A 16,951-nucleotide genomic window follows, 5' to 3' on the forward strand; every position below is an offset into this window, starting at 1 on the left:
AATGCAATCAATAATCAGATATATTACATTCGTTTTATTAAGTGGGATAGTCATCGCCTGCAATGAAAAACAACCTGAAGAAACAACGGTTGGTGATCATCACGCCGATAATATTGTTTCATTAACGGCTGCTCAGTTAAATACCATCGGATTAAAGACCGATACCTTAGGTATAATCAATGTACCTGTTGTAAAACAGGTAAATGGTTTTGTAGATGTACCTCCTGAAAAAAAGATAACTCTCTCTGCTCCGATTGGAGGTTTTGTTGAGAGAATGGATGTGTTGAACGGAATGAAAGTTAAAAAGGGACAGTTTATTCTGAGTTTGAAAGATCAGAGTTTTATCCAGCTGCAGGAACAATACCTGACTACTTATCATCAATGGAAAGTTGATAAGGCGAATTTTGAAAGACAGGAGGCCCTCGCTGCTGAAAAGATAAATGCTGTAAAAGCATTGGAACAATCAAAAGCTACTTATGATGCCAGTTCAGTAATGCTGGAAGGAATGCGTGCCCGTTTAAGTATGATGAACGTAAATATTCAGCACTTGGAAAGTGGAAAAATTACAAATACTTATAACATGTATGCACCTGTTGACGGGTATGTTTCTAACATTGTCGTTAATAAAGGAAAATATGTAAGTAATGCCGAAGCTTTAGTGGATATTGTAGATGTTTCTACAGCATATGCCAGTATAAATGTTTTTGAGAAAGATCTTTCCCTGGTGCAGTTAAATCAGAAAATAGAAGTGCTTCTATCTGATGGTATCACCCGGTTGCCGGCAAAAATAAGTTTCATCGGAAAAGCAATCAATGAAGATCGATCGGTAATGATAATCTGTAATTTTTTGGAAAAATCTGAAAAAATATTACCCGGAATGTATCTGACTGCCTTTTTAGAATTGAGTAATAACAGCGCCATTGGTATTCCTACATCTGCTATTGCAAAGTATCAGGGAGAAAACTTTGTTTTTGTTCCGGTTGAAGAGGGAGATAAATTTGAAGCAATTGAGGTAGAAATACAAGATAGTAACGGCCGTGTTACCAGTATTAAAGAAAATGATCAGCTTAAAAGAGGAGATCGGGTTGTAATTATCGGTTCTTATGATTTACTCAGTAAATGGAAGAACAATGAAGACGCACCTTAACAGAATTATAAGAAAATACCGTTTGTTTTAACTTTTTTCATAGAAAGACATCCTTTAATTTAGGTTGAACTAAAAGCAACACTATGCCCAAGCTTAACCTTTTAATTGTAGGATGTCTTTTTATTATGAGCTGCTCTGCTAATAAAACTTATTTTAATAGTGAGTTGAAAAAAGACCTTGAAGCCAGTAATATTGATATTAAGAAAGTGCAGTTTTATGTAGATCGGGATGTTGTTCTGCAAAGACAAATCGCTGATAAAAACGCGCAGGTCAAAGGGGGTGAAATAAAAATGGAAAACGGTTCTTATATACATGTAATTAAACTGAAAAAAGGAACACCGGGTGTTGTTACCAGAGTGTATAATAATCGGGTGGATGTTTCTTTTGAGGTAGGAGAAAAACGTTATCTGACCTTCGGTGAGGTTTCGATGAACAGAGATAAAAGTTATGCCTTGTATGCCGATTCCTGGTTGAAAGGATTGGGTGCCGTAAAGTATGATGGATACACTTACTATGTTTTGCCGGAAGGCGGCGGTGCAAAACTATTAGTAAAGAAAAGTTCCGTTAATAAAAATCAATCTACCCACCGATCAATGGGCGGACGAAAAGTTTAATAATAGTATACAAATCCCTCTTCGTATAATCGGCAGAGGGATTTGTTGCATAATAACTTTTCTCAGTTGCATGAATAATAACTGAAAATCCTCTTTTATACGGATAAACAAAGGGTATTTGCCTTAAATTTATAGCAAATGCTAACCGTATGAAGTTTCTACTCACGATTTTGGTACTGGTAGTATCAACTACAGCTTCCGCACAATCTGTTTACGAATTGTATTATACTTCTCCGGCAAAAAAATGGACCGACGCATTGCCACTGGGTAATGGCCATATCGGAGCCATGGTTTGGGGCCAGCCACTGAATGAAAAAATTCAATTGAATGAGGTTTCTTTATGGACAGGTGGTCCGGATACAATGGCGCCTAATTCTACGGCTTACCAGTATTTGAGCATGGTGAGAGAAAAGATTATTGATGATCGTATTGATGAGGCGGTGGCAGATCTGAAAAAAATGCAGGGACCTGATACTGAAATGTATCAACCTTTAGGCGATGTATATCTCAATCAGCATATTGATGGAAGTGTGTCAGATTATAATAGAATACTGGATATTGAATCAGCTGTAAGTACGGTAAATTATCAGGTTAATGGAATTGATTTTAAAAGAACACAATTTATTTCAGCTCCGCATAATGTGATGGTGATTCGTTGGGAAGCTTCAAAAATGAAGTCGCTCGAATTCACCGTAAAAGTAGATAATCAGTTTCTGCATCAGGCATATGTAAACTATGAGAATGACCTGGTGCTGACCGGTAAAGCCAGAATTAATAATGATCAGGATGGTTCGCCAGCACCTTTCATTTATGAGGATATGAATAATTGTTACGGCATGCGTTACCGGTACCATGTAAGAGTTCAGCAAACAGACGGTATTGTAACCTTTAACGAATCAGATATATCGGTAAAGAATGCCAGTTATGCCGTATTGATTATAGGTGCCGCAACCAGTTTTAACGGTTTTGATAAATGTCCTGACAGAGATGGTAAAGACGAAGTTGCATTGGTAAAAGAACGTCTTAAAGCAGTGAAAAATTTATCTTACACACAGTTGTCAGACATACATATTAAAGATTATCATAAGTATTTTAAAAGAGTTGATTTCTCGATCAATAATGCTGTTTCCAATAGAATAGATTTGATTGAGCGTTTACAGCAATACAAAAATGGGCAACATGACCCTGCATTAGAAATTCTCTATTATCAATTTGGCCGCTATTTAACCATTAGTGCTTCAAGACCGGAAAGTGCAGCAATGAATTTGCAGGGACTATGGAATGAAAATATCAGACCGCCATGGCGTAGTAACTATACTGTGAATATTAATTTGCAGATGAATTATTGGCCGGCATTGATGACTCATTTACAGGAGTTTTACCAACCCTTAATAGAGCAGGTAAAGAATATGAGTGAAAAAGGTAAATCCACCGCTGCGGAATATTATAGAATGCGTGGTTGGACGGCTCACCATAATTCAGACATCTGGGCACAAACAAATCCGGTAGGAGAAGGTAACGGAGATCCTAAATGGGCCAATTGGAGTTTGGGTGGTGCCTGGTTGTCTGATCATTTATTTGAATACTTTGAATACACGTTGGATACATCATTCTTAAGGCAGGTAGCCTATCCGGTACTCAGGTCGGCTGCTGAGTTTTGTGAAGACTGGTTGTATGAGCTCAACGGTTACTATGTAACCATTCCATCTACCTCGCCCGAAAATACATATATACATCCTAAAGGATACAGGGCGGAAGTAACTGCCGGATCAGCCATGGACCGGCAATTGATTATCGAACTCTTTGAAAACCTCTTAACCACTGCCCGTGTTTTAAATATTAAGGATAACTGGTTGGATACTATTGCCCGGAAAAAAGATAGAATAAAACCGATACAAATCGGAAAAAAAGGGAACATTATAGAATGGTTAGATGACTGGGAAGATGAAGACCCGCACCACAGGCATGTGTCGCAACTATACGGCTTACATCCGGCAAATCAGATTTCACCATTGATTGACGAGAAAATAGCAGCAGCTGCAAAAACTACCCTTGAATTACGTGGCGATGCCGGTACAGGATGGAGTAAAGCATGGAAGATTAATTTTTGGGCAAGATTATGGGATGGAAACAGAGCCTATAAATTATTGCAGGACTTATTAAAACAATCTACGCTGAATAATTTATTTGATACACATCCTCCTTTTCAGATTGATGGTAATTTCGGAGCAACCAGTGGTATTACAGAAATGTTGCTGCAATCACAAACTAAACAGTTACATATATTACCGGCATTACCGGATGTATGGAAGAACGGTTTTGTGACAGGACTGAAAGCAAAAGGCAACCTGACCATAAATATTTATTGGAAGGATAATAAGTTAACCGAATTAAACATATTCTCTCCGGTAGCGCAAACTATAGAGCTTTTAAGTGGTCAGAAATTATTGCGGGCAGAAGGATTAAAGTTAATGAAGGAGCAAACAATAGCCGGAAAGAAAATTTATCGTTATCAGCTTACAATAGCAACCAGCCGAATCATGACCTTAAAAACCTAAATAGTAAAAAATGAAATTAATGAAGTGGCTTTATCTGTTTGGCATTGCCTGCATATTTGTTAGTTGTGCAGGAACTAAAAAAACAACCTTGTACCTGATTGGGGATTCAACCGTAAAAAGCGGAGAAGGTCAAGGTGAAAATCAACATTGGGGCTGGGGTAGTTTTTTTGATCAGTACTTTACAATACCGGTAGAGAATCATGCAAAAGGAGGAAGAAGTACGCGTACTTTTATTACAGAAGGAAGATGGGATTCGGTATTGAACCGGCTCAAGCCGGGTGATTACATTCTGATGCAATTCGGACATAATGACCAGTCTCCAATGGATGATACGGCCAGGGCCAGAGGTACCCTGAAAGGAATTGCTGAAGATAGTGTGGAGATTTATAATCCTCTATTGCAAAAAAAAGAAGTCGTTTACACTTATGGAAAATATCTACGGAAATATATTGATGAAGCCAGAGAAAAGAAAGCAACGATTATTGTATTAAGTCCTGTACCTCGCGTGCGTTGGGTAGAAGGTAAAATTGTTTCAATGGATGATTATGCTGTCTGGGCAGAAGAAATAGCAAAAGAAAAATCTGTACCTTACATCAATTTGAATCAATTAATTTCGGATGAATATTCACGATTGGGTGAAGAAAAGGTATTAAAGTTTTTTCCAAGTGATAAAACGCATACAAATGAGGCAGGAGCAAAATTAATTGCTGAACGATTGGCCAAGATGATTAATAAAGAAAATAGTCAGGGTTTATACAAATATAAAAATTAAACGACCAGTAGAAACTGGCCGTCTTCGATTTAAGTAACGGGTAGAAACCCATTACGACACACCTAGCAAGGCAAAAGCCTCCACTAGTAACTAGTGTAACTAAAGTTCTGCTAAGCCACCGGTGGGGTCTTTGTAGTGCTGGATACTTAGCGGATTAAAGTATCCATCTTCAAACAATCGCCCCACTATGATGGCTATTTCTTTTTCAAGGTGCAAGAACTCCTTTGACTTCCCCCAGATCTTTTCCCAGGAATCGTCCGTGATTTCATTAGACTGATGCTTCCTTTTGTAATGCTCACTGCAATGAATATCTGCTAATTTGAACAAACTTGATTTAAGTTGTTCCTCTGATGTTATCTCTGCTCTCATCTTCCATAGCGATAAGAAAATTTCAATCACTATGGACTTAGCGGAATAGGGATCGTCAATTACTCGAAAAACATAAACATAATACTGACAATACCATTTATTATAATAATGTAATAAACGGTTTAAGCTCTCTTCTTCTGTAAGACCCCATGCAGAAGGTTTTGATAAATTTTCCGGCATGTTGCTTTTATTTGTTGATGTATGAATCGAGTTGATATGTTACCGGTTATAAAAACCGGTTGATTCATTTTAGCGGAGGATGAAAGATGTCACTAGGTGCGATAATCGAAGATGTCTCAGTATGCGTTGAGACGGATACAAATATAGTTTGAGTTTTAATAATAAAAACACTAACTGTAATTATTATAAGTTTTTTATTTCTTATGTTAATATGTTTAATATTATTAAATCATATTAACTAAAAGTGTACACATCTTTAATTATTGCTAATAATATTGTAAACTAAATGTTATGAATAAACGAAAATATATTATTATTTAAATGTATTAATATTTGATGTACATTTGTTTCTTTGAACAAAGCGGAATTTTTTTAGAAATAATAACCAAAATATCTAAGTAGAAATGCTGAATCGGTTCATGATTTATTTGAAGTCGTTATTCGCAAGAATAATGAATGATCAATTGAAGCAGGATTTGCTGAAAGCTGTTCCTTTTTGGATTGCATCTTTCTGTACAGGTATTATTGCGGTGGTATATGCCAAACTTTTTGCACTCGCCGAAGAGTGGAGTGCGCACGTTTTGCACAACCTGGAGTGGTGGTTATTTATTGTTGCACCAATTTGCTTTGTGACCGCCTGGTGGATTGTTAAACGGTTTGCCCCCGCCGCTAAAGGTTCTGGTATTCCTCAGGTGATGGCTGCAATTGAACTCGCTAATCCGAAAAACACAGATAAAATCAGTTCTTTACTGAGTATACGTATTCTGGTGGTTAAAATAATCTCTTCGATGTTAATGGTAGTTGGTGGTGGCGTAGTGGGGAGAGAAGGCCCGACCATTCAGATTGCCGGTACCGTTTTCTGGAAAATTAACCAGTGGCTGCCCGCCTCCTGGCCAAAAATATCTAAAAGAAACTCTATTATGACTGGTGCGGCAGCAGGATTGGCCGCAGCCTTTAATACCCCTTTAGGTGGAATCGTATTCGCTGTGGAGGAGCTGGCACGTACACATATGAGTAGTTTTAAAACAGCTCTTTTTACGGCGGTCATTATAGCCGGGTTAACCGCACAGGGAATCATTGGTTCCTATCTGTACCTGGGGTATCCGGTAGTGGCGCCATATGCCTGGTGGATCTTTCTCGTGATTATGCTTGTTGCTGCTATCAGCGGTATTGCCGGTGCTGCTATGTCCAAAGGAATTCTGATGGGGGTACGATTCACCAAAAAGTTCGTATCTAATAAACAACAGGTTATATATATTATTATCTGTGCTTTTATCCTTGCATCGTTCGGTTATTTTATGGGCGAACTTTCTGTCGGATCAGGAAAGGAAATTATGGAGAAGACCTTGTTTACTGATGACAAATCGCTCCCCTGGTATTTACCGATTGTACGGATGCTCGGCTCAATCTTTTCTTTTACGACCGGTGCAGCCGGCGGTGTTTTTGCACCGTCTTTAGGTGCCGGAGCGAGTATAGGAGCAGTTTTTGCCGGTTGGTTTAACCTGACTCCAACTGAATCTAATCTCCTGATTTTGTCGGCTATGGTCGCTTTTTTAACAGGATTAACCAGAACCCCTTTTACTTCAGCTATTCTGGTATTAGAAATGACCGACAGGCATTCTGTTATTTTTCAACTGATGCTTGCAGGAATGGTCGCCAATCTGATTGCTAAACTGATTGACAGGAAATCCTTTTACGATCATTTAAAAGAAGGATACCTGAAAGATGCGCAGGAAATTCCTCCTCCGCCTGATTTTAATAAGCCGGTCTCCTAAAACCGATTATCTTTGTAAAAAAAACATTATGGGTGTTTGGAAACAAATAGGAGAGTATTTATTTATAAAAAAGAAAGATCCCAACAGGCCTGACTCTGGTTTCGTCAGATACATGCATGGAATGAACCGGATCAGTATTTTTATGTTCCTGATTGCAATAGTTATTATTATCGTCAAATTATTGGTGGGATAATCAGCTGTGTAAAAAACGAACAATTTGTTCTGCGGCTTGCTGTGAAGCATGACCACCTGCCACTAGTTTATGTTTCAGTGCCTGATAATCAGCTTTTAACTGCGCTCTTTTTTCCTCGTTATTTAACAAGTCATTCAACTCTTTTACCAGATTGGTTTCATTTAAATCGTCTTGTATTAACTCGGTTACGATTAAACGATCCATGATCAGGTTAACTAGCGATATATATTTTACTTTAATTAATCTTTTGGCAATTTGATAAGAAATCGGATTGCCTTTGTAACAGACAACTTCCGGAATACCCATCAATGCTGTTTCTAAAGTTGCTGTTCCCGAAGTTACAAGTGCAGCTTTTGCCTGAGCTAATACTTCATAAGTTTTACCTGATGCAGTTTGTACTGTACTAAATCCTCTGATGAATTCATCGTAGAATGACTCCTCTAACCCCGGAGCTTTGGCTACAATAAACTGATAGTCGGGAAAATGTTTTACAACAGATAACATCACCGGCAGCTTTTTTCTGATTTCCTGCTTTCTGCTACCGGGAAGTAAGGCGATGATTGGCCGGTCACTATTGGATAGTCTGGGAATAGCACGCGGTGCATCTACCACTTCTACCAGCGGGTGCCCTACATAATTCACTTCCCATGACCATTTATCTCTAAAATAATCTTTTTCAAAAGGAAGAATTACCAGCATCTGATCAATTGTTTTTTTCATGCCGGGAACACGATTCTCTTTCCATGCCCACACCTGCGGGGCTATATAATAAATAACTTTAAATCCTTTTGCTTTTGCCCATTTGGCAATCCGTAAGTTAAATCCGGGATAATCTATTAATATAATTGCATCAGGTTGATATTCTTCTATATCCTTTTTGCACCATTTCAGGTTGTTCAGAATGGTTTTTAAATTCATCAGAACTTCTACGAAACCCATAAACGCCAGGTCACGGAAATGTTTTACAACATTACCTCCGGCAGCCTGCATCAGGTCTCCCCCCCAACAACGTATCGTTGCATGAGGATCCTGAATTTTTAACTGCCTGATCAAATTACTACCGTGCAAATCACCCGAAGCTTCACCTGCAATAATATAATAGCGCATCTGTATCTTGATTTTTGTAAAGGTACAGTTTAATAAAAGAATTTAATGAGTAAGGTGATCAATGCTATTAATAAGGTAACAGCAAAAATTCCTTTAGCTGTTTTGTCAACTTTTTTGTTAATATAAATAGTAAACAGTGCGATGTTTAACACCAGAAACGGAACAGAAAGAGACGTAAGCTGGGTACCGTTTGTGGCCAGAAAACTAAAATAATCTCCCCAGGAAAATGTCGGAGAAAATTTCCAGAAATAAAATACAACTACGCTAAGGATCGGGGCAATGATGCCCAGGGCGATGCCGAGGGCAAATGAATCTTTTTTAAACATTAGAATTTCCAGTCTTTTTCTATTTGATTTTTTAATTGGTAGTTCGTTAAATCATATTGAACCGGTACCATGCTGATATAATTATTATCCAATGCCCATACATCACAATCCTCACCTGTATCAAAATTTTGAAACTCACCCGTTAACCAGAAATATTTTCTACCGTGCGGGTCTTCGCGTTGAATAAAACTTTCCTGATACTTTGCATGCGCCTGGCGACAAATTTTGACGCCGTTTATAATATCCAAAGGAACAGCCGGGATATTCACATTTAATACTACGTTTTTGCCCGGAGGGTGCTGCATCATCTGTTCTACTATTTTCCGCGCATAAAAACGGGATGCTGTAAAATCAGCCTCAATGCTATAGTCGAGTAATGAAAAACCAATACTTGGAATGCCTTCAATCGCAGCTTCTACCGCCGCACTCATTGTACCTGAATAAATTACATTAATAGAATGGTTGGCACCATGGTTAATTCCACTCACACACAAATCTGGTTTACGATGTAAAATCTTATCTACCGCCAGCTTTACACAGTCTACAGGAGTTCCCGAACATTGCCACGATTCGATGCCTTCAAACATTTCTACCTGGTATAATCTGAGCGGTTGGCCAATGGTAATGGCATGCCCCATCCCGCTTTGCGGTTTATCCGGCGCCACTACTACTATCTTTCCTAAACCCCTTACCGCCTCAATCAGGTTTCTGATTCCAGGAGCCGTAATACCATCATCATTGGTAACTAAAATAATAGGTTCTTCTTGGTTCAACGACATAATTAAATTAGGTTATATTAATTGAAACATGAATTTATGACCAAATTTGTAGCCTTTGTGTAAATTCTACAAAGATTTGTTCAAAATCATTCATTTATCCATAACATTATACGAAATTTTTTATTTTTTAGTTCAGACTAAGGGTGGAATTTTTTAAGGTTGCATGGATTTTTAGAACCTTTGCGCTACCTTTGCAGCCAAATCATGTAATAAGGATAAAAAGAACTTATTTCATATTGAAAATCAAATAGTTATAAACCATGGCAGGTCAGTTAAAAGAAGTTCGTTCCAGAATACAATCAGTGCAAAATATGCAGCAGATTACGAAGGCGATGAAAATGGTGAGTGCTGCGAAATTGAGAAAAGCGCAGGATGCCATTATTCAAATGCGTCCTTATGCACGTAAGTTGCAGGATGTGTTGAGTAACATTGTTTCTGGAGCTAAAGCTGGTGCAGTGGGTAAATTAGCTGAAGAACGTGCAGTAGAAAAAGTATTACTGATTGTAATTACTTCTGATCGTGGCTTGTGTGGTGCTTACAATGCTAACCTCATTAAAACAGCTAAAGCCGTTATCAAAGAACGATATGCTGCTCAAAGTGAAAAAGGAAATGTAACTATCTGGGCTATCGGTAAAAAAGGATATGAGCATTTTGCTAAAAATAATTTCAAAGTTCAGGAAGATTTCAAAGACCTGATCATCAATTTAAGCTTTGAGAATGTTCAGACTTGTGCCCAGGATGCCGTAAAAGCATTTCAGCAAGAAAAATTTGATGTCGTTGAAATTATTTATAGCCAGTTTTTAAATGCTGCTACTCAGCGTTTTGTGACTGAAAGATTTTTACCGATTCCAAAGGTGGAAACAGAAGAAGGTGAAGCTAGCATCGACTTTATCTTTGAACCTAACAAAGAAGAACTGATCGCTGAGCTAATGCCGAAAATTTTAAATACACAGCTCTATAAAGCTGTATTAGACGCACACGCATCTGAACACGGAGCAAGAATGACTGCAATGGATAAAGCTTCTGAAAATGCGAACGACATGTTGCGTACACTGAAAATTTACTACAACCGCGCTCGTCAGGCTGCAATCACTACTGAATTAACAGAGATTGTATCAGGTGCAGCAGCGTTAAAAGGATAATCATAAGTTTTTTCCTTATATTGTGGATGTGCGAATAGTAAATGCTATTCGCACATTTGTTAAATAGCATGATCTATGGAAATCGGAAATCTCATACCACATATTGAGTCTTTAATTTTTGCTAGTGAAAAACCGTTAACCACTATCGAATTAACTGATCTTATTAATCAGGCTTTTGGTTTTATGGAAGATAAAATCATACTTGATCAGGTGGAATCGGCATTAGAAGGAATTATAGAAAAATATTCTTCTGAATTCTTCCCCTTTGAAGTGCGCGAAAGCGGTGGAGGATGGCAGTTCTTAACTAAAAAAGACTATCATAAAACAGTTGCTCAACTTAATGGTGATAAGTTTTTAAAACGCCTTTCAACAGCTGCGCTGGAAACATTATCGATCATCGCTTACAAACAACCTATTACTAAAGCTGAAATTGAAGCTATCAGAGGTGTGAGCAGTGATTACGCTATTCAAAAATTACTGGAAAAAGAATTAGTTTCAATTATAGGTAGAAATGAAACAATGCCAGGCCATCCGCTGGTGTATGCTACCTCAAAAAGTTTCATGGATTATTTCGGTATTAATACCACCGATGATCTGCCTAAGCTGAAAGATGTAATTGATGATAGCTCTGTTACACCTGCTATTGTAAATGAAGCGGGCGAAGCTGTACACGAAGATGCTCCGGAAAATTTTGAGCCTGCGGAAGAAGATACTTCTTTCACTTTGGAAGTGGATGAAAACGGTCAACTGGTTGAGGTAAGAACAGCTGAGGAGCAATTAGCAGATAACAACAATGCAGATGTAACCGGTAATACCGAAAATGAACCCGGTCAGGAAGAAGAAGATTTCAATGAGGAAGAGCAAACATTTGAAGATGAATTGTTTGAAGAAGAACTCGAAACCGAAGATAAGCTGACGGATGAAGGTGCACAGACTGAAGAAAATGCGAACGAAGGTGTTGAAAATAATGATGAATTAGCAGAAGAAGAGGGATATCAGAATGAAGAAGATGCAGAAAATGATGAAGATGATTCAGATGAGAATATGGATGAAGATGACTTAAATGAAAAGAATTAATAGTTTTTTTGTTTATACTTAATTATCAGATAAATTTACAGTGCAGGTATTCGATACCTGCACTTTTTTTTGGCCCTTTATCAATCAACAATGTCAACATCTATCTCTAATCAAACCCTTGTTCATTTAGCAGAGAAATACGGAACGCCGTTGTATGTTTATAACTTCAATACAATCGAGCGTCAATATAAAAAGCTACAATCGGCATTCGAAGGAACTAACACCAGGTTCTTTTATGCCTGTAAAGCTTTAACCAATATTAATGTTTTGAAGTATGTGAAATCATTGGGAGCAAATATCGACTGCAGCTCTATCAATGAAGTGAAACTGGCATTGAAGGCAGGTTTTCCTGCGAAAAGAATTCTTTATACTTCTAACGGAATCAGTTTTGATGAAATCGAAGTGGCTAAAGAGTTGGGTGTTTATATTAATATTGACTCTCTCTCTAATCTTCGAAAATTCGGTGAAGCTTTTGGTGATCAATATCCTGTCGGCTTACGTTTACGTCCTAATATTATGGCTGGCGGTAATTTGAAAATTTCAACCGGGCATGAGAATAGTAAGTTTGGAATTCCTGTTGATTTATTAGATGATATCCTGACTATTGTTAAAGCTTACGATATTAATGTAATTGATCTTCATATCCATACCGGATCTGAAATAAAAGATGTAGGCGTTTTTGTGAAAGGGATAGAAGTTTTATTCGATCTTTTACCACACTTCCCGCATGTTAAAGTTATTGACCTCGGTGGTGGTTTCAAAGTACCTTACAAAAAAGACGAACAGGGAACTGATATTGATCTGTTAGCCAAAGAAGTTTTTGATGCTATTAAGAGTCATCCGAATGCTTTGGGAAGATCACTGGAGGTTTGGTTCGAACCAGGTAAATTTCTGGTAAGCGAATGTGGCACATTACTTACTAAAGTAAATGTGCTGAAGAAAACAAAAACTACCAGATTCGCTGCGGTGAATTCAGGGTTTAATCATCTGATCAGGCCAATGTTTTATGATGCTTTTCATCAGATCGATAATATCTCAAATGAGAATGGAGAAGTGGGTAACTATAGCATCGTCGGTAATATTTGTGAAACGGATACGTTTGCCTGGGAGCGCCCGATGAATGAAATTAAAGAAGGCGATATTCTGGCATTCAGAAATGCCGGCGCCTATGGTTTCGAAATGGCATCTAACTTCAACTCACGTTACAAACCGGCAGAAGTGATGGTTCTTAACGGTAACGACGCATTGATCAGAGAAAGAGACCAGTTTGCGGATTTGTTCAGAAAACAGATTGAAGTACTTTAGTGGTTGTATAATAAGCTCATTTTACACTGAAATGCAACCTGCAGAATAGTAAAAAAGGGCATTGAAAGAGATCACTCTTTTAATGCCCTTTTTGTATGTGTAAACTGTACTTTAAAAACTATTGTAATCTGTTGATCACTGTGTATCCGGAAGGCTAACAATCGGGTACCATTCCCATCGTCATTCCCGACGGCCCCAATATCGGCACCATCCGCATATTGCATCCACCTTCATCATCATCACTTATTTTTCTTGAAGTGTCAAATATCACCTCAAGAGTTGACCCGGGTGGAAAACCTTCCTGACCCTGAATAAATTCAATAGTCATGATTAGTTTTGACTGTTCAGTGGTCAATGTGCCGTCAAAACTCATTTTTTGATCGGTATTGGCAATGATACCTGTTATTTTCTGATTGTTGATCTGAAATGTTATATGATCGCTTTCTGCATGAAAGCTATTGTGGTTGTAGGCTCCTCTGAACTTTAAATTAACTTCTCCGATATCTCTGAAGTCAGCCATAACCACTAATGAAACTGAATCTGCTGTGGGTTCTATCAGAACGATACGCCCGTCTCCTTCCCAGCGATGCGTTTGGTTTCCGCCCTCTGAACGTATGCCGGTAACTGATCCTTTATAAGGGTTGCCACCATATAAATCTGCAAAATTGTTGTCGCCTGGTTGATTTTCATCCTTTCTTGAACACCCCATTATAATAAATAACATAAATATATAAATAACTAATTGTCTCATTTTCATAGTAACTTATTGTTGTTCGGATTGCGGAATCAAGAACTGTTCCAACAATCAGCTGGTCTCAGGTAGTGCTTCGAACTTTTTACTTTGCAGAAGCAGCTAAAGAATTGATTTTGCATTATCTTTCCTATAGCAATTTCAGCATATCCTCATTTTCTACTTCAAAATAATAATTTATGCCCATCAGAATGGTCGACGATCCTTCGGGCCCGTCTAACGACAAAAACTATCGCAGGTCCTCTAACACCGGAGGCGGCGGCAATCTGATTAATTTTTTACCCTTATTATTAGGTCTCTTCCGCTCTAAATTCGGATGGGTACTAATCTTAATAATAGTAGGAGGATATTTTTTTCTCAATCGCTCTGGTAGTAGCCTTGGCGATTCTCTTTCCCAATTAGCTACCGGCGGATTTTTAGATCCCAAAGAATTTGACAAAGCCAGTATATACGAATCATTGGCAGAGGATGATACCAAAAATCCATTACCCGGCGCTGCAAACCTGTATAAATTTGCCCCACCGGTAGGTAATCAGGGCTCGCAAGGCTCTTGTGTTGGATGGAGTAGTGCCTACGCGGCCAGAACTATTCTGGAAGCAGCCCGTTCAGGTGCGCGGCCATCAGAAATTGCTTATAGCCCGGCATTTTTGTATAACCAGATCGGGTTGCAGGGATGCCAGGGAACCTATATTGTTCGGGCAATGGAATACATGACGCAGAAAGGTAGCTTGCGTTACAGCGAGTTTCCCTATGATGAAAATAATTGCTCACGACAACCAGATCAAAGTTTGCTCACTGAAGCGCGCGAACACCGCATGCAGGGTTTTAACCGGTTAACGAAAGGTAATACTACCGACGAAATAGATCTGAGAGCCATTAAAGAAAATCTATCGCAAGGGGCGCCCGTTGTAATCGGTATGATGGTAGGAAACAGCTTTATGCAGGGAATGATGGGGCAGGATGTTTGGGAGCCTGCAAGCGGTGATGAACGAATGGTTGGATTTGGTGGGCATGCTATGTGTGTGGTGGGATACGATGATCGCCAGTACGGTGGTGCTTTTCTGATTATGAATAGCTGGGGAAGTGAATGGGGACGGAATGGTTTTGCATGGGTAAGGTATCCTGAATTCCAATATTTTGTACGTGAAGCTTATGGACTGGAACCTATGCGTGTAACCGGTGCTCAATCGCAGAAAACACTCACGGGTGAAATGGGGTTAGTTGCAGTAGACTTCAATAACAACGAACTGGTTAACAAAGGTTATATAGCCTTACAGAAAACAGGTAGTTATCTTTTTAATACAAGTGTACCAATCACTATGGGAACCCGTTTTAAGATGGAAATTAAAAATGATATCCCTTGCTACATTTATGTATTTGGAAAAGAAGAAGACGGAACGAGTTATACCTTATTTCCTTATCCGGAAACAAATGATCCGTCCAAAACAAAGTATTCGGCTTTTTGTGGAATTACCGGTTACCGGCTCTTCCCAAAAGATAAAAGCATGACCCCTGATAAAATAGGAAATAAAGACTATATCGCAGTGGTGGTAAGCGACCGTGAACTCAACTGGGTTGAACTGAATAAAAAACTCTCACAAAACCCGCAAAGTGATTTTCAGACAAGATGCGAACAGGTGTTTCAACCCACCGGAAATGTACAACTGGCTTCGTCTTCGAAGGGAACCATTCAGTTTAAGGCAACCAGTGCCACAGGCTTAGCCCTGGGTGTAATAGCCATTGATAAAACCAATTAAAGTTGTATCTTAATAGAGTAAATATTCTGATATGAAAAAGTTAACTCTCAATATATTTTTACTATTCGTGATCGTAGTAACGAATGCACAACAAACTGCAAAACCAACCTTGTATAATCCGAAAGACAATGCAGCTGTCTCTATATCGAACGCAGTTAAAAAAGCAAAGACTGAAGGAAAACATGTGTTGTTACAAATCGGAGGTAACTGGTGCGTATGGTGTATCCGGTTTGATAACTATATAAAAGGTGATGCGCAATTAGACTCTATGATGAAAGCCAATTATGTGGTTTATCATTTAAACTGGAGCCCTGAAAATAAAAATGAAGATATTCTGGCAAAACTGGAATATCCGCAGCGATTCGGATTTCCGGTGTTTGTCGTGTTAGATGGAGACGGAAAAAGAATACATACACAGGATTCAGGATTACTGGAACAAGGTGAATCTTATAATAAAGGATATGTCAGAACATTTTTTGATAACTGGTCAAAAAATGCACTGAGCCCTGAAAACAATAAGCAATAAATGATGACTTTTGATATTACTGAATTTCTTAAAATAGTGAAACATCCTGTCAAGGGCAGGATGTTTTTATTTACAAAATTACCAAGCGCCTATTTTGCCGGTGTACGGGTAGTGGATTGTAAGGCCGGCTTTTGTTCGGTGAAGGTTCCCTATAAATGGTTTAGTCAAAATCCATTCAGGTCTACTTATTTCGCCTGCCTGTCGATGGCCGCAGAAATGAGTACCGGCATTCTGGCCCTTGCAAATATCTATCAGCGAAAACCGGGTGTTTCCATGCTAGTGGTAAAAATGGAAATGGAATATTTTAAGAAGGCTGTAGATATTACCACTTTTACCTGTAATGATGGTGTAGAAATTGCCAACGCAGTGCAACAGGCTATTGATACAAAACAAGGAGTGGAAGTGATGGCTACCAGTAAAGGAATCAACAAAAACGGAGAAGTGGTTGCCATTGCAAGATTTTACTGGTCGTTTAAAGCTAAATCATAGAAAAATATATCGGGTAATAAAATCAATACGTTCTCTCATATACAATGAACATTAATATCGTTTTACCGGTTATACTGAAACCAG

The 16,951-nt window shown here is 38.5% G+C and carries 17 protein-coding genes; 12 read left to right on the plus strand and 5 right to left on the minus strand.

What is annotated here, in order from left to right:
* Window position 1: 1 nt before the first annotated feature.
* The 4 genes from D9O48_RS11730 to D9O48_RS11745 all read left to right on the plus strand — a co-directional run bounded on the left by D9O48_RS11730 (window position 2) and on the right by D9O48_RS11745 (window position 5,091).
* Window positions 2–1,147: an efflux RND transporter periplasmic adaptor subunit gene (locus D9O48_RS11730; protein ID WP_126973167.1), complete on the plus strand. Its 1,146-nt coding sequence runs from the start codon at window positions 2–4 to the stop codon at window positions 1,145–1,147.
* 83 nt (window positions 1,148–1,230) lie between these two features.
* Window positions 1,231–1,761, plus strand: coding sequence for a hypothetical protein (locus D9O48_RS11735; protein WP_126973168.1), 531 nt, complete (start codon window positions 1,231–1,233; stop codon window positions 1,759–1,761).
* 149 nt (window positions 1,762–1,910) lie between these two features.
* The gene (locus D9O48_RS11740) at window positions 1,911–4,319 is read left to right on the plus strand and encodes a glycoside hydrolase family 95 protein (protein ID WP_126973169.1); all 2,409 of its coding nucleotides are present in this window, start codon (window positions 1,911–1,913) and stop codon (window positions 4,317–4,319) included.
* 10 nt (window positions 4,320–4,329) lie between these two features.
* Entirely contained in the window at window positions 4,330–5,091 is a 762-nt protein-coding gene (locus D9O48_RS11745) for a rhamnogalacturonan acetylesterase (RefSeq protein WP_126973170.1), read from the plus strand.
* A gap of 99 nt (window positions 5,092–5,190) precedes the next feature.
* On the opposite strand, the gene D9O48_RS11750 is transcribed toward D9O48_RS11745, so the two are convergent.
* Window positions 5,191–5,640 carry an RNA polymerase sigma factor gene (locus D9O48_RS11750; RefSeq protein ID WP_126973171.1) on the minus strand — a complete coding sequence of 150 codons (450 nt, stop codon included), beginning with the start codon at window positions 5,638–5,640 and terminating at the stop codon, window positions 5,191–5,193.
* Between the two features lie 404 nt (window positions 5,641–6,044).
* On the opposite strand from D9O48_RS11750, the gene D9O48_RS11755 reads away from it, so the two are divergent.
* Together D9O48_RS11755 and D9O48_RS18950 are read left to right on the plus strand one after the other, a co-directional pair.
* Complete coding sequence (locus tag D9O48_RS11755; protein ID WP_126973172.1) at window positions 6,045–7,415, plus strand: chloride channel protein; 1,371 nt, start codon at window positions 6,045–6,047, stop codon at window positions 7,413–7,415.
* Window positions 7,416–7,443: 28 nt separating this feature from the next.
* The gene (locus D9O48_RS18950) at window positions 7,444–7,608 is read left to right on the plus strand and encodes a DUF6728 family protein (protein ID WP_199750562.1); all 165 of its coding nucleotides are present in this window, start codon (window positions 7,444–7,446) and stop codon (window positions 7,606–7,608) included.
* Here D9O48_RS18950 and lpxB read toward each other — a convergent pair whose 3' ends face one another.
* From lpxB to surE, 3 genes are read right to left on the minus strand one after another with little or no spacing between them, the layout of a single operon-like run.
* A complete protein-coding gene (gene lpxB, locus D9O48_RS11760) occupies window positions 7,609–8,715 on the minus strand; it encodes a lipid-A-disaccharide synthase (RefSeq protein ID WP_126973173.1) in 1,107 nt (368 codons plus the stop codon).
* A gap of 29 nt (window positions 8,716–8,744) precedes the next feature.
* Entirely contained in the window at window positions 8,745–9,041 is a 297-nt protein-coding gene (locus tag D9O48_RS11765) for a hypothetical protein (RefSeq protein WP_126973174.1), read from the minus strand.
* Window positions 9,041–9,820: a 5'/3'-nucleotidase SurE gene (gene surE, locus D9O48_RS11770; RefSeq protein ID WP_126973175.1), complete on the minus strand. Its 780-nt coding sequence runs from the start codon at window positions 9,818–9,820 to the stop codon at window positions 9,041–9,043. The genes D9O48_RS11765 and surE overlap by 1 nt, the downstream gene beginning before the upstream one ends.
* Before the next feature lie 260 nt (window positions 9,821–10,080).
* On the opposite strand from surE, the gene atpG reads away from it, so the two are divergent.
* From atpG to lysA, 3 genes are all read left to right on the plus strand, one after another.
* A complete protein-coding gene (gene atpG / locus D9O48_RS11775; RefSeq protein WP_126973176.1) occupies window positions 10,081–10,962 on the plus strand; it encodes an ATP synthase F1 subunit gamma in 882 nt (293 codons plus the stop codon).
* A gap of 75 nt (window positions 10,963–11,037) precedes the next feature.
* Complete coding sequence (scpB, locus tag D9O48_RS11780) at window positions 11,038–12,039, plus strand: SMC-Scp complex subunit ScpB (protein WP_126973177.1); 1,002 nt, start codon at window positions 11,038–11,040, stop codon at window positions 12,037–12,039.
* Between the two features lie 90 nt (window positions 12,040–12,129).
* On the plus strand, window positions 12,130–13,344 hold the full coding sequence (lysA, locus tag D9O48_RS11785) for a diaminopimelate decarboxylase (protein WP_126973178.1): 1,215 nt from the start codon (window positions 12,130–12,132) through the stop codon (window positions 13,342–13,344).
* Window positions 13,345–13,498: 154 nt separating this feature from the next.
* On the opposite strand, the gene D9O48_RS11790 is transcribed toward lysA, so the two are convergent.
* Window positions 13,499–14,068: a hypothetical protein gene (locus D9O48_RS11790; protein WP_126973179.1), complete on the minus strand. Its 570-nt coding sequence runs from the start codon at window positions 14,066–14,068 to the stop codon at window positions 13,499–13,501.
* 206 nt (window positions 14,069–14,274) lie between these two features.
* Between D9O48_RS11790 and D9O48_RS11795 the strand changes: the two genes are divergently transcribed.
* From D9O48_RS11795 to D9O48_RS11805, 3 genes are read left to right on the plus strand one after another with little or no spacing between them, the layout of a single operon-like run.
* On the plus strand, window positions 14,275–15,852 hold the full coding sequence (locus D9O48_RS11795; RefSeq protein ID WP_126973180.1) for a C1 family peptidase: 1,578 nt from the start codon (window positions 14,275–14,277) through the stop codon (window positions 15,850–15,852).
* Between the two features lie 31 nt (window positions 15,853–15,883).
* Window positions 15,884–16,378 (plus strand): thioredoxin family protein, encoded by a 495-nt coding sequence (locus tag D9O48_RS11800; protein WP_126973181.1) that lies wholly within the window; start codon window positions 15,884–15,886, stop codon window positions 16,376–16,378.
* A complete protein-coding gene (locus D9O48_RS11805; RefSeq protein ID WP_233589238.1) occupies window positions 16,379–16,867 on the plus strand; it encodes a DUF4442 domain-containing protein in 489 nt (162 codons plus the stop codon).
* Window positions 16,868–16,951: the final 84 nt, after the last annotated feature.

The sequence above is a fragment of the Gynurincola endophyticus genome, assembly GCF_003991195.1.
Lineage (GTDB): Bacteria > Bacteroidota > Bacteroidia > Chitinophagales > Chitinophagaceae > Gynurincola > Gynurincola endophyticus.